Genomic DNA, 13,287 nt, shown 5'->3' with positions numbered 1-13,287 from the left:
CGCAGTCTAGCCATAGTTTTACCGCCGGTAAAGTGGTTTAATTGCGTTCAGACATGACGACCGATCACCCTTCTTCCCGACGCATCGAGAAGCGGCGCGAGCTCGTGAAGGCCGACTTCGTCGGCGCCGCCTACACGGTCATCGCCCGCCACGGCCTTGAAGGCTTCACCCTTGGGCTCGTGGCCGACGAGGTCGGCCTGCGCAAGCAGGCGCTGTATCACTACTTCGCGTCCAAGGAAGCGCTGCTGTTCGAGGTCGCGCTGGCGGAGCTGACGCGGGCGACCACGGCCGTGTCCGAGGCGGTTGCACTGACCGACAACGGCGCGGACGCGCTCGAGGCCTTGCTCCGCACCTACTTCCACGCGTTCGCGAGGCAGCTCCGGCTGTTCCAGCTGAGCCATACCGCGCTGCCGTTCTTCGACCTCAAGAACATGATGGGAGGCAACCTCGACCGGATCCGGCCGCTGAACGACCTCGTGCTCGCGGGCGCGGCCGAACGCTTGCACGCCGATGGCCGGGGCGCCATCGACGCCAAGCAGGCGCGACGCCTGGCCTTCGTCGCCTACACGTCGGTGATCGGCCTGCTGAGCATGAAGGCGCTGGTGGAGTCGGCGGACGACCCGTTGGTCCACCAGGACACCGACATGATCGACACGCTCGTCGCCGTGTACCGCCAGTCGGCGCCGGTACCGAGAGCGCGGAAGAAGTGAAGGCCTAAGAGAGCGCCCGCGTCCAGCCGTGAGGCTCGACACGAACTTCAGGGCCGTCGGCCCCGCATTTCAGAACGCTTGAGAACGCTATAGGCCGGCTGGAGGACGCTGAAGGGGGGTGTGGCCGACAGTTCAGTCACCCCAGCAGCCAACCCATCTCAAGGACACGCCATGCAAACCCAGACCACCCTGAACTCGCTCAGCTTCACCAACCGCCTGGTCGCCGCCTTCGGCAGCCTGGTCGTCTCGACGGCGCTGCTCGGCGGCCTGCTGACCGCGTTCGACGCGCAGACCCAGGCCGGCCCCGCCAGTCTCGTGGCCGCCGCCTCGGCGACCCGGGTCTGACGGCTCCACACCTTTCCCCGCTCTTTCCCCGCCACCCAACCGCCGACAGGCACTCACCCCCCCAAGGAGAACTTCGATGAACACGCACAACACCACCGCCCATTCCGTCCGCCGCACCCTCGGCGCTTGCGCCGCCATCGTCACGGCCCTCGTCGGCCTGGCGCAGCCGCAGATCGCCGCTGCGCAATCGGAGATCAGCGCCTCCATCGCCCCGGCTCAGCGCTACCGCGCACCCGACAACGGCGCCTCGGCCGTGACGATCGCCTCACCCGACGCTGCGGCCGAAGGTCAGCACACTCTGACGGCCGGCGCCGCCGACGTGCAGGCCGCGAACGTCAACGCGGCCAGCCGTGCGTTCGCGCTGCAGGCCGCTGAACGGGTTTTTGCGTTGAAGGCCGCCGAACGGGCGTTCGCTTTGAAGGCCGCTGAACGGGCGTTCGCGTTGAAGGCCGCTGAACGGGCGTTCGCACTGCAGGCGGCTGACCGCGGCGCGATGCAGTAAGTAGCCCGACGTCTTCACCGTCGGCATTGGCCGGCGTCTCAAGTCTGCCGGCCTTGGAGCCGGCGTCTTCACTTGGCCGCGCCGAGACCGCGATGCCGGCGCCACCCACGTCTTCAAGATGACACGACTGGAACGAACAACACGCCGGGCGGTGGCCTGGCTGCTGGCGGTGGCATCGGCAGGCTTGTCGGCAAGCGCGATGGCATCTTCGCTCGGGCTGTCGTACGCCCTGACCGACGACGTGCGGGTCATCTACTCAGACCCGACGCTTGCGCCGTTCGTGCCGCACGCCGTGCGCACCTTCCACAACTCGGCCCAGTGGCAGCGTCGCATCTTCGGATGGCAGCCCGCAGACCTCACCACGCTGTGGCTGCGCGACTTCTCGGACTACGGCAATGCCAATGCCTCGCCGGCGCCGCGCAACCTGTTGCGCCTGGACGTGGCGCCGGTGGCCAACCCGTTCGAGACGAGCCCGGGGCACGAGCGCTTCTACACCACGATGAACCACGAACTGGTGCACATTGCGAACGGCGATGTGGCCGACACGCGCGACCGCTTCTGGCGCCACGCGTTCAGCGGCAAGGTGACGCCGCAGTCCGACCACCCCGAGTCGCTGCTCTACAGCCTGCTCACCACGCCACGCTGGGCTGCGCCGCGCTGGTACCTGGAAGGCGCCGCCGTTTTCATGGAGACCTGGATGGCCGGCGGCCAGGGGCGCGCCCAGGGCGGCTACGACGAGATGGTGTTCCGCGCGATGGTGCGCGACGACGCACCGTTCTACACCCCGCTCGGCCTCGCGTCGCGCGCCACCCAGGTGGACTTCCAGGTGGGGGCCGCCGCGTACCTCTACGGCACGCGTTTCTTCACCTGGCTCGCCTGGGCCCACTCGCCCGAACAGGTCGTGCGCGTGCTGCGGCGCGACGAAGACAGCCGCGCCTTGTATGCCGCGCAGTTCGAGCACGTCTTCGGCGAGCCGCTCGAAGCCGCCTGGCAGCGCTGGATCGCCGATGAGCGCCGCTTCCAGCAAGCCAACCTGACCGAGCTGCGCCGTCATCCGGTCACGCCGACGAAGCCGCTGGTGGCACAGCCGCTGGGCTCGGTGTCGCGCGGCTTCATCGACGACGACACCGGCGAGCTGATCGCCGGCGTGCGCAGGCCTGGCACGCTGGACCACATCGCCGCCATCGACCTGCGCACCGGGGCATCACGGCCGCTCGCCGGCATCCGCGGCGCGATGCTGTATTCGGTGACCTCGCTGGCCTACGACCCGCAAGCCAAGACGGTGCTCTACACCACCGACAACAACGGCCTGCGCGGCCTCTGGGCCACGCAGCTCGACACCGGCCGTCAGACCGAGCTGCTGAAGGGCGCGCGCATCGGCGCCATCGCGCTCGACCCGTCGGACCGCGCGCTGATCGGCGTGCGCCACGAGAACGGCCGGGCGACGCTGGTGCAGGTGCCGTACCCGTACCAGGATTGGCAGGACCTTTACGCTTTCGAGTACGGCGTCGTGCCCGGCGACCTGGACGTGTCGCCCGACGGCACGCTGCTCTCGGCGGCGGTGGCCGACAGTGCTGGCGAGCAGACGTTGCGTGTGTACCGCATGGCCGACCTGCGCGCGGGGCGGCTGGTGGCCGTCAGCTCGTTCAGCTTCACCCCTGCTGCGGCCGAAGGCTTCGCCTTCTCGCCCGACGGCCGCTACCTGTATGGCAGCGCGTACTACACGGGGGTCTCCAACATCTACCGCTTCGAGGTGGCCACCGGCCGGGTGGACCTGGTGTCGAACGCCGAGACCGGCTTCTTCCGGCCCATCCCCCGCCCCGATGGCTCGCTGGTCGTCTTCGAATACACCGGGCAGGGCTTCGCGCCGGTGGTGATCGAACCCGGGCCGCTGTCGGCGGCGGGCGCGATCCGCTTCCTGGGCGCCGAGCTGGCGCAGCGCCACCCGGTCGTCGCGACCTGGCAGGTGCCCGCGGCCAACACCGTCGACGACGAGGCCCTGGTGCGCGAGCGCGGGGTGTACGAGCCGTTGGAGCAGATCCGGCTGTTGAACCTCTACCCCGTGGCCCAGGGTTACCGCGATACGGCGGGCGTCGGGCTGCGCGCCAACTTCGGCGACCCGCTCGGACTGGTGCAGTTGGGCGTCACTGCGGCCATCACGCCGGGGCAAGGCCTGCCCACCGAAGAGCGCAGCCACTTGCTGATCGACGCCAGCTACCGCGAATGGTCGGCCACGCTGGCGTGGAACCGGTCGAGCTTCTACGACCTGTTCGGCCCCAGGTTGCGCGGCCGCCGTGGCCTGGAGGTCAGCCTGGGCCACGAGCGCCTGCTGATCTACGAACGCCCGCGAACGCTCGCGTGGAAGACCCGTCTCTCGCACTACAGCCGGCTCGATGCGCTGCCGGGTGCGCAGAACATCGAGGCTCCGTTCGATCGTCTGCTCGTGGCCGAGACCGGCCTGCACTACAGCGACCTGCGCCGTTCGCTGGGGGCGGTAGACGACGAAAAGGGCGTGATCACTGCCGGCACGCTGACGGCGAGCCGTGCCAACGGCCATGTCGTGACGCAGCCGATGCTGCGCTTCGACGCCGGGCTGCCGCTGCCGCTGAGCCACACCTCGCTGTGGTCGCGCACGGCGCTGGGTGGCACCGCCGGCACGCGCAGCCTGTCGATCGGCCAGTATTACTTCGGTGCCTTCGGCAACAACCGCGTCGATGACGGTGCAGTGCGGCGCTATCGGGAGCCGATGTCGATGCCGGGCTTCGGCATCGACGCCATCGCCGCGCGCAGCTTCGTGCGCCAGATGGTCGAGCTGAACCTGCCGCCCGCGGTCTTCGAATCGGCCGGCTCACCGGACCTGCACCTGCAGTCGCTGCGCTCCTCGGTCTTCGCCGCCGGCCTGTGGGCCGACCCGGCCGACGCCGCGCGCCGCCAGCGCTACGCCAGCCTGGGCGCGCAGGTCGATCTGCGCGTGTCGGTACTGCACTGGTACGACCTGACACTGTCGATCGGCTATGCCACCGGTTGGCGCGGCCGGCAGCATGCTGGCAGCGAGTGGATGGTGTCGCTGAAGGTGTTTTGAGCGTCGCCTCTTGGCGGCGCGAACTCGACCGACAACTCGCGCGTATCGGCGACACCCTGCACATCGATCGCCGTGAGCAGATGTCGGTCGGCACCGGGCGGCGACCAGACCGGGCCGGCGCGTGCGGCATTCGCGCGCAACGTCACGGCCCTTCGCGGCCTCGAGCAATCACTGAATGGTCGCCTCTACGCGATCGGTTGGCGACCATCGGCGTGAATTCGTCGACGAGCCTCAAAGGGCTGCCAACCCGCCATCGACGACTGCTGTGCGAAGAACCCGGGCTGGCCGGCCCGTCAGCCCCGCGCGCGCATCGCGCCGCGCGCCTGCACGAATTCGAACGCGAAACGAACTGCTTCGTCGGTGGCGCGCTTGTCGTTCTCGCGCTCCGGGGTCGTCTGGTAGAAGGCGAAGTCGACCGTGTGCCGCACGTAGCGTTGTGGCAAGCGGTTCAACGCGACACAGGCCACGTCGGCCATCAGGTCGAGGGCGAAGTGAGGGTACGCCGGTGCGATCTCGGCAATGGCCGTGAACACGGCTTGTTCCTGCAGGTTGTGGATCTCGTCGAAGGTTGCGCTCACAGGGGTTCTCCCGGCTTCTGGTCGAACCGAGTATGGCCGCGCTGCGCACATCACAGACCCGGAACAACGGGCGGCTTGCCCCGGTTATCCGGCTCACCATCAGTTCACCGTGGAGGCCCGGGATCGTGTACGCTGGGGGCCTCGCAGCTCATTGAAAGGGGGTGATATGTCTTCAATCTCTTGGTCCGGAACGGAGCCTCTCTTCAAGTAGCCGGCTCTGCTTTCAGACCCGCGGGCGCTCTTCACCAGACGGTGAGAGCGCCCGCGTCATTTGGCGAGCACGGTGCTCGCCGAACGTCAGACCTCAAAGATACGGAACGCCGTAGTAGTCGTTCACCCGACGGCCGTATTCGTCGTCGTAGTCGGGCCGCTTTTCGTCGGAATAGCTCGGTGCGCCGTCGAGGCGGTCCTTGTCGAGCGGCACCACGTAGCCGTCCATCGTGGTGTCGTACTTCAGCATGTTCCAGGGCAGCGGGTACCGGTCGGTGCCCATGCCGAGAAAGCCACCGAATTCCAGCACCGCGTAGCGCACCTGGCCCGAGCGCTTGTCGATCATGAGGTCGTCGATCGAGCCGAGCTTGTCGCCGACCGTGTTGTAGACGTTGGTGCCTTCGACGCGGCCCGAAGAAATGACATCGTGGGAAGAAGAGGAAGTGTTCATCATGGTCTCCTGACGAATTCGCCGCGGGATGCGGCGTCAGGTGACTGTGCTCGGATGGCCCTCGGGCATCGATCGGAAGGCGGGCCGGGTGCAGGTAGGAAAATCGGCCGCATTACGGTGCTTCATACCACCAGCACCACGTGCAAGTGGGGTACCCTCAAGTCGACGATTCCTGCGACGCGGCGCAAAGTCGCAGGTGCGCACGCTCGACCGGGGGCCCCATGCTCGGAGCTGAAAAGCCGAAGGAAGAATCACCGACGCCCCGGTACTGGCCGATCGTGTCGGTGTTCGTCGCGATGGCTTTTTTGCAAGCATCCGTTTCTGCCTTCAGTATCCAGCTCCTTTCCACCGTCCGCGCCTACGTCACGGGCGAGAGCCTCTATTCCAAAGGGCAGAAAGACGCGCAGATTCATGTTCTGGCCTATGCCCAGCGCAACGACGAGGCCGACTACCAACGATTCGTTGCGGCCCTGGCCAACCCACTGGGTGATCGCGCTGCCAGAGAAGCGCTGCAACAGCCTGTCCCCGACATCCCGGCCGCGCGGCGAGGCTTTCTGAACGGTGGGAACCACCCCGACGACATCGACGGCCTGGTCCTGATGTTTCGCTGGTTCCAGCACGTGCCGTTCATGTCGAAGCCCATCGCCACCTGGACCGAAGGCGACAGGACGATCGAGCAACTTCGCCAACTGGTGGACCGGGCCCGCGAGCGCATCCTGGCCGGTGACCTGCAGGCGGCCGCGGTGGGCGAGATGCGGGTTCAGGCACCGATCCTCAACGAAAGGCTCACCAAGCTGACCAGCGCCTTCTCGTTCCAGCTGGGCGAGGCGTCGCGGACCACGCAGCAACTGCTGCTGGGGCTGAATGCGGCGATCGCCATGCTGTTGATGTTCTCGGGCCTCCTTTTCGTTCGCCGCAGCATGCGCCAGCAAGCCGCGGCGCAATTGCGGATGCAGCGCCTGATCCACGCAGTGACCGATGGCGTCGTCACGGTGGATGAACAACGCCGGGTGGTTCTTTTCAACAGGGCGGCCGAAGACCTGTTCGGCGTCGACTCGGCCAACGCGCTCGGCACGTCGATCGACAGGTTCATCGCCACCTCGAAAGGGGCACGGATTTCCCTGCAAGCGACCGCCGGCACCCTGGAAGACGCCGTAGGGCTTCGGGTCGACGGCAGCAGCTTCCCGCTCGAGGCTTCACTATCGCGGCTGGAGATCGAACGCTCGGTGCTGTCCACCGTGGTGTTGCGCGACGTCACCGCGAAACTGGGCGCCGAAGCCGAGCGCCGCGCCCACGAAGCGCTGGAAGCTTCCAACAAGGCCAAGACCGACTTCCTGTCGCGGATGAGCCATGAGTTGCGCACGCCGCTGAACGCCGTCATCGGGTTCTCGAAGCTTCTGCGCATGGACGTGGACCGGCCACTCTCGCTCGAGCAATTGGCGCGCGTTCAGCATGTCGAGAACGCGGGCTCCCACCTTCTCGCGCTGGTCAACGACGTGCTCGACCTGTCGCGCATCGAATCCGGAGAAATGTCGGTGCTGCCGGGTGCCGTCAAGCTGCTCAAGGCCGTGGAAGAAGCCGCGACCATGGTGTCGCCGCTCGTCACCGACGCAGGGATCGAAGTCTTCCTGATGTCGGCCGCGCCCCGCACACTGGGGCACGCCGCGTCGGCCGTTGAAGAGATCTGGGTCCAAGCCGACGCGGTTCGTCTGCGTCAGGTGCTGGTCAACCTGCTCAGCAACGCGGTCAAGTACAACCGGCCGGGCGGCAAGGTCAGCCTTACCTGGAAGGTGAACGAGACAGCGTGCGAGATCCATATCGTCGACACCGGCCGTGGCATCGCGCCAGAGCAGCTCGAAAGTCTGTTTCAACCCTTCAACCGCCTCGGCGCCGAGTCATCGACCGTGGAAGGCACGGGCATCGGCCTGGTTCTCTCGCGCCAGCTCGCCGAGATGATGGGGGGGCAGCTCGTGGTCAACAGCGTGTTCGGCGAAGGCACGAGCGTCACCCTGACCCTGCGCGTCGCGGAACCGCCCGCCGTCGATCCAGACAACGAGCCGGCGCACCGGGACGCTTCACGGGCCGGGCGGTCCCTCAGGGTTCTGTACGCGGAAGACAACGAGGTCAACGCCGAGCTGGTTCGCCAGATCGTGACGCTGCGTCGCGGCATCTCGTTGCGCATTGCGCCGAACGGCACGCTCGCCATCGAGATGGCGCGGCTCGATCCCCCCGACCTGATGCTGGTCGACATGAATCTCGGCGACATGACGGGCATCGACGTCGCCCACGCGCTGCAGAACGATCGATCGACGCGAGACATTCGGCTGGTGGCGCTTTCGGCCGACGCACTGCCTGAGCAGATTCACCACGCACTGCAGTCCGGGTTCGAGAGTTACATGACCAAGCCCATCATCTTCGACGAGCTGCTGGCGATGCTCGACAAGCACACCGACGAAACCTTCGCGTAGTGCTGCGGAAGGTCGAGCCGCCAGCCCCGGCCCCGCCCCGAACGCGAACCGTTGCAGGCAGGGCACACCGAGAAAGGCCTCGTTGCGCAAACACCATGAGGCGGGCACGATCATTGCTGAGTTTTCCACACGCAAACGGTGGGGGTTGCCATGTCCAATGAGTTTCGTCGTACCGGCGACCTGAAGAACATCGGGAGCTATCCGGTCTGGCTGCAGCGCGTGGTACACGAAACCACGCCCTACAAGAAGCGCGTGGTCGAGCACGAACTGTTCGCGCTGATGCGCGATGCTCAGCTTCCGCTCGCGGCCATGCAGCGCTTCATGATCGGTGTCTGGCCGACGATCGAACAGTTCCCCCGGTTCATGGCGATGAACCTCAAGAAGATGGGCTACGGCGACAGTGTCGGCGAAGACATGGCGCGCCGTTACCTGATCCAGAACATCCGTGTCGAGCAGAAGCATTCGGAGCATTGGGCTTCTTGGGCAGCGTCGGCCGGTCTCGGCTTGAGCGACCTGCGTGCGGGCGCCGATACCCAAGAGATGGAAGCCCTGGCCCATTGGTGCTGGTACGTGTGCGACCAGGCGAGCCTGGCCGTCGCCATGGCAGCCACCAACTTTGCCGTCGAAGGTGCCACCGGCGAGTGGTCTTGCGTCGTGTGTTCGAAGACCACCTATGCGGAGTCGCTGCCCGAGAAGATCCGCGCGCCGTCGATGCGCTGGCTCAAGGTGCACGCGGAGTACGACGACACCCATCCCTGGGAAGCGCTCGACATCGTTGCCACCTTGCTCGGCCATGCGCCCGGCGCCGCGGAAGTCGCGGCCGTGCAGCGCGCGGTGAAGTCGAGCTACAGGTACATGGAAATGTCACTCGACAGCGCCATGATGGCCACGCTGCACGGGAGCTTCGACGAAACCGCCTCGAACTCGTCGACCCTGGGTTTCGCCGACCTGGCCGCCTAGCCGTTCTGCGGTGTCCAGCCGGCGGGCGCCATCTCGAAGCCGTCGAAGCTGAAGCCCGGCACGACCACGCAAGCGACCAGGCACCACCCTGCTTCTGCATGGGCTGCCTGCCATTGGTTCGGCTGAACGATGTACTGAGGGCACTCGCAGGCGGCCACGTCGAGCCCCAGCCGGGTTTCGATCGTCTCGTGGTCGACCGCGGTCATCAAGGTCAGCGGCGTCCCCGCCTGGAATATCCAGAGCTCCGACGCGTCCACCCGGTGCCAGTGAGACCGCTGCCCGGCTTCGAGCAGAAACAGGATCGACGTGCCGGCGCTTCGGCCCGACGCTGCCGGAGCGCGCCAGGTCTCGCGGTACCAGCCCCCCTCGGGGTGGCGGCTCAGGGCCAGCCGGGCGATCAGGTCGGCGGCATCGGACATGGCACCTCACCAGCATCCGCCTGAGCCTGCCGCAGGCAACTCAGACAAAGACAAAGCTCGAAGCGTTCGCGCAGCTCCTTCAGCGTGGCCTCGCCGAGCTTGACCGTGCCGCAAGCGCAAGGCTCTTTGTCGTTCACGCCGCAATGAAACGCCGCGCCGCAGCGCGGGCAGGCGCTGTTGATCGCGGCCGCGGCCTCAGCGCGCAAACAAGCCCTTGTGCTGCTCGCGCAGCAGGTTCTTCTGCACCTTGCCCATCGTGTTGCGCGGCAACTCGTTCACCACGAACACCTGCTTGGGCACCTTGAAGTTGGCGATGTTGCCTTTCAGCTCGGCGATCAAGGCGCTTGCATCGGGCGCGCTGCCCGGCCGTGCCACCACGACGGCGACCACGGCTTCGCCGAAGTCGGCGTGCGGCACGCCGATCACCGCGCTTTCGCCGACGCCGGGCATGTCGTTCAGGTAGCCCTCGATCTCGGCCGGGTAGACGTTGTAGCCGCCGCTGATGATCAGGTCTTTGCTGCGGCCCACGATGCACACATAACCACGCGCGTCGATCTTGCCAACGTCGCCGGTCTTGAACCAGCCGTCGGCGGTGAACTCTTCTTTCGTCTTTTCGGGCATGCGCCAGTAACCCTGGAACACGTTCGGGCCCTTCACCTGGATGTCGCCGATCTCGTCGATCGCGCAGGCCTGGCCGTTTTCGCCTTGCACACGCAAGCCCACACCGGGCAGCGGGAAGCCGACCGTGCCGCCACGGCGTTCGCCGAGCTTCGCGTGGTAAGGGTTGGACGTGAGCATCGCGGTCTCGCTCATGCCGTAGCGTTCGAGAATGGTGTGGCCGGTGCGCTCGCGGAACTCGTTGAAGGTTTCCATCAGCAGCGGCGCCGAGCCGGCGACGAACAGGCGCATGTTCCGGCACGCTTCTTTCGTGAGGCCGGCTTCGCCGAGCAGGCGCACGTAGAGCGTGGGCACGCCCATGAACACGGTGGCTTCGGGCAGGCGCGCGAGCACGGCCTTGGGGTCGAACTTGCTGAACCAGATCATCTTGCTGCCGTTGATCAGCGCGCCGTGCGAGGCCACGAACAGGCCGTGCACGTGGAAGATCGGCAGCGCGTGGATCAGCACGTCGCCCTCTTGCCAGCCCCAGTAGTCTTTCAGCGTGAGCGCGTTCGAGCGCATGTTGCCGTGGCTCAGCATCGCGCCTTTGCTGCGCCCGGTGGTGCCGCTGGTGTAGAGAATCGCGGCCAGGTCGTCGGCCTCTTTGTGGGCTGGCGTGTGCTCGTCGCTGCGCGGCGCGGCACGGTCGAGCAGGCTGCCGGTGCGGTCTTCGTTGAGCGTGAACACATGTTCGGTGCCGGCCTTGAACGCGATCTTGCTGACCCAGCCGAAGTTCTTGCCCGAGCACACCACCACGCTCGGCTCGGCGTTGCCGATGAAGTATTCGATCTCGCTGCCCTGGTAGGCGGTGTTGAGCGGCAGGTACACATAACCGGCGCGCAACACGGCCAGGTAGAGCATCAGCGCTTCGACCGACTTCTCGGTCTGCACCGCCACGCGCGCGCCGGCCGGCAGGCCCAGCGAGTCGAGCAGGTTGGCGATGCGCGCGGTGGCGTGGTCGAGATCTCGCCACGTGTAGCGCAGCAGCGGGCCGTCGCCGGTTTCGATGGCGATCGTGTCCAGGTCTTTCGGGAAAGCGGCGCGCAGTGCGCTGAAGAGGTTGTGGTTCTGGCCCATGCTGTGGCTCTCATTTTGTGGACTGGAATCAGCCGCGCTGAAAACGCGCCTGCCGCTTGGCGATGAAGGCGCCGATGCCTTCGCGGTGCTCGGCGCTGTCGGCGTAGCCGAAGTGCGTGCGCCGCTCGGCCGGCGTCGGCCCGCCGGCCGCGATCTGGCGCAGCGTGCGCTTGTTGATGCGTGCGGCTTGCGGTGACAGCGCGGCGATGCGCTCGGCGCGCTGCAGCGCGGTCGACGCCACATCGGCATCGGCCACGACCGCGTGCACCGCGCCTGCTCGCAGCGCTTCCTGCGCGTCGAACAGGCGCGCTTCGAGCAGCATCTCGCGCAACACCGGCGCGGCGAAGACCTGGCTCAGGCGTTCGAGCTCGCCCGGCGCCATCGGGAAACCGAGCTTGGCGATCGGCGCGCCGAAGCGGCTGCTCTCGCCGCAGACGCGGATGTCGCAACACGCCGCGATCTCCAGGCCACCGCCGATGCAGGCACCGTCGATCTGCGCGAGCAGCGGAATGTCGCAGTCGAGCATGGCCTGCAGCGCGGGCGCCACGGTGTGTTCGTGAAAGTCGTGCAACGCGGTTTCTTCGAAACGGAAGTTCGCGAACTCGTGGATGTCGCCGCCCGACGCGAACTGCCCGCCGGCGCCGCACACGATCACGGCGCGTGGCGCTTCGTCATGCGGCAGGGCTTGCAGCCGCTCGAACAAGGCGCGCAGCTCGCGCCACATGCCGATGTCGATCGCGTTCAGCTTGCCGGGGTTGGCGAGCGTCACGCGGGCCACGCCGTTCGCCGCGGCGCCGGCCCACTGAACCGCGCCGCCCATCACTCCAGCTTTGCGCCGGAGCTTTTCACGACCTCGGCCCAGCGCTTGGTTTCGCTGCTGACGAACTTGCCGAAGGCGTCGCCGTAGAGGTCTGGGGTTTCGGCACCGAGGCCGTTCCAGGTCTTGACGAGTTCTTCAGACGTCAGCGCTTTGCTCATTTCGGCGCGCATGCGGTCGATCACCTCTTTCGGGGTGCCCTTCGGTGCCCACAGGCCGTACCAGGTGGCGACCTGGTAGGTCGGCACGCCGGCTTCGGCGGTGGTGGGCAATTCGGCAAACCCCGGCGCGCGCTTCGGCGAAGCGACGGCCAGCGCCTTGATGCGCCCACCCTTGATGTGGTTGGCCGAAGAACCCAGCCCGTCGAACATCATGTCGACCTGGCCGGCAATCAGGTCTTGCAAGGCCGGGCCGGCGCCGCGGTAGGGAATGTGGGTGATGAAGGTCTTGGTCTGCAGCTTGAAGAGCTCGCCGGCCAAGTGGTGAGAGGTGCCATTGCCGGCCGAGCCGTAGTTCAGCTTGCCGGGGTTCTTGCGCACGAAGTCGAGCAGGCCTTTCAGGTCGGTGACCGGTACCCGCTGCGGGTTGACCACGATCACCTGCGGCACGCTCGAGATCAGGCCCACGGGAATGAAGTCGGATTCGAGGTTGTAGTCGAGCTTCGGGTACATCGAAGGCGCGATCGCGTGGTGCACCGCGCCCATGAAGAAGGTGTAGCCGTCGGGCGCTGACTTGGCCGCGATGCCGGCGCCGAGCGTGCCGCCGGCACCGCCGCGGTTGTCGATCAGGAACTGTTTGCCGACGTTCTTCGTCATCACGGCGAACAGCGGCCGCGCGAAAGCGTCGGTGCCGCCGCCGGGCGGGAAGGGCACGACGATGTTCACGGGTTTGCTCGGCCACGCGCCTTGCGCCAGGGCCCACGGGCTCGCGGCGAGGGCGGCAGTGCACAGCAGGGCGGCGCGCAGGGTGTGGCGGCGTGCGGGGGATGTGGTGGTCATTCGGGTCTCCGTT

General features: G+C 66.9%; 13 protein-coding genes. 6 read left to right on the top strand and 7 right to left on the bottom strand.

Annotation, left to right across the window (positions count from 1 at the left end):
* Positions 1–53 precede the first annotated feature (53 nt).
* The 4 genes from AC30PD_RS00135 (at position 54) to AC30PD_RS00120 (ending at position 4,639) form a co-directional block, all read left to right on the top strand.
* Positions 54–710: a TetR/AcrR family transcriptional regulator gene (locus AC30PD_RS00135; RefSeq protein WP_489533598.1), complete on the top strand. Its 657-nt coding sequence runs from the start codon at positions 54–56 to the stop codon at positions 708–710.
* Between the two features lie 171 nt (positions 711–881).
* Positions 882–1,055 carry a hypothetical protein gene (locus AC30PD_RS00130; RefSeq protein ID WP_489533597.1) on the top strand — a complete coding sequence of 58 codons (174 nt, stop codon included), beginning with the start codon at positions 882–884 and terminating at the stop codon, positions 1,053–1,055.
* A gap of 76 nt (positions 1,056–1,131) precedes the next feature.
* A complete protein-coding gene (locus AC30PD_RS00125) occupies positions 1,132–1,557 on the top strand; it encodes a hypothetical protein (RefSeq protein WP_489533596.1) in 426 nt (141 codons plus the stop codon).
* Between the two features lie 118 nt (positions 1,558–1,675).
* Complete coding sequence (locus AC30PD_RS00120; protein ID WP_489533595.1) at positions 1,676–4,639, top strand: YncE family protein; 2,964 nt, start codon at positions 1,676–1,678, stop codon at positions 4,637–4,639.
* 293 nt (positions 4,640–4,932) lie between these two features.
* Here AC30PD_RS00120 and AC30PD_RS00115 read toward each other — a convergent pair whose 3' ends face one another.
* Positions 4,933–5,217, bottom strand: coding sequence for a late competence development ComFB family protein (locus tag AC30PD_RS00115; RefSeq protein WP_489533594.1), 285 nt, complete (start codon positions 5,215–5,217; stop codon positions 4,933–4,935).
* A gap of 304 nt (positions 5,218–5,521) precedes the next feature.
* Positions 5,522–5,878 (bottom strand): PRC-barrel domain-containing protein, encoded by a 357-nt coding sequence (locus AC30PD_RS00110; RefSeq protein WP_489533593.1) that lies wholly within the window; start codon positions 5,876–5,878, stop codon positions 5,522–5,524.
* 221 nt (positions 5,879–6,099) lie between these two features.
* Here AC30PD_RS00110 and AC30PD_RS00105 point away from each other — a divergent pair, with 221 nt between their 5' ends.
* Together AC30PD_RS00105 and AC30PD_RS00100 are read left to right on the top strand one after the other, a co-directional pair.
* Positions 6,100–8,346: an ATP-binding response regulator gene (locus tag AC30PD_RS00105; protein WP_489533592.1), complete on the top strand. Its 2,247-nt coding sequence runs from the start codon at positions 6,100–6,102 to the stop codon at positions 8,344–8,346.
* 150 nt (positions 8,347–8,496) lie between these two features.
* Entirely contained in the window at positions 8,497–9,306 is an 810-nt protein-coding gene (locus AC30PD_RS00100) for an iron-containing redox enzyme family protein (RefSeq protein ID WP_489533591.1), read from the top strand.
* On the opposite strand, the gene AC30PD_RS00095 is transcribed toward AC30PD_RS00100, so the two are convergent.
* The 5 genes from AC30PD_RS00095 to AC30PD_RS00075 are packed head-to-tail and all read right to left on the bottom strand — an operon-like array spanning position 9,303 to position 13,274.
* Positions 9,303–9,725, bottom strand: coding sequence for a cupin domain-containing protein (locus AC30PD_RS00095; protein WP_489533590.1), 423 nt, complete (start codon positions 9,723–9,725; stop codon positions 9,303–9,305). The genes AC30PD_RS00100 and AC30PD_RS00095 overlap by 4 nt on opposite strands.
* Complete coding sequence (locus AC30PD_RS00090; RefSeq protein WP_489533589.1) at positions 9,704–9,931, bottom strand: cysteine-rich CWC family protein; 228 nt, start codon at positions 9,929–9,931, stop codon at positions 9,704–9,706. The genes AC30PD_RS00095 and AC30PD_RS00090 overlap by 22 nt, the downstream gene beginning before the upstream one ends.
* On the bottom strand, positions 9,921–11,459 hold the full coding sequence (locus AC30PD_RS00085) for a malonate--CoA ligase (protein ID WP_489533588.1): 1,539 nt from the start codon (positions 11,457–11,459) through the stop codon (positions 9,921–9,923). The genes AC30PD_RS00090 and AC30PD_RS00085 overlap by 11 nt, the downstream gene beginning before the upstream one ends.
* A 28-nt stretch (positions 11,460–11,487) precedes the next feature.
* Positions 11,488–12,279, bottom strand: coding sequence for an enoyl-CoA hydratase/isomerase family protein (locus AC30PD_RS00080; protein ID WP_489533587.1), 792 nt, complete (start codon positions 12,277–12,279; stop codon positions 11,488–11,490).
* Complete coding sequence (locus AC30PD_RS00075; protein ID WP_489533586.1) at positions 12,279–13,274, bottom strand: Bug family tripartite tricarboxylate transporter substrate binding protein; 996 nt, start codon at positions 13,272–13,274, stop codon at positions 12,279–12,281. Before AC30PD_RS00075 ends, AC30PD_RS00080 begins: the two co-directional genes overlap by 1 nt.
* Between the last annotated feature and the right edge of the window lie 13 nt (positions 13,275–13,287).

This window comes from Rhizobacter sp., from assembly GCF_032229685.1.
Taxonomy (GTDB): Bacteria; Pseudomonadota; Gammaproteobacteria; order Burkholderiales; family Burkholderiaceae_C; genus LMDS01.
The sequence above is the reverse complement of the archived record's forward strand: the minus strand, read 5'-3'. Positions and strand labels throughout refer to the sequence as shown.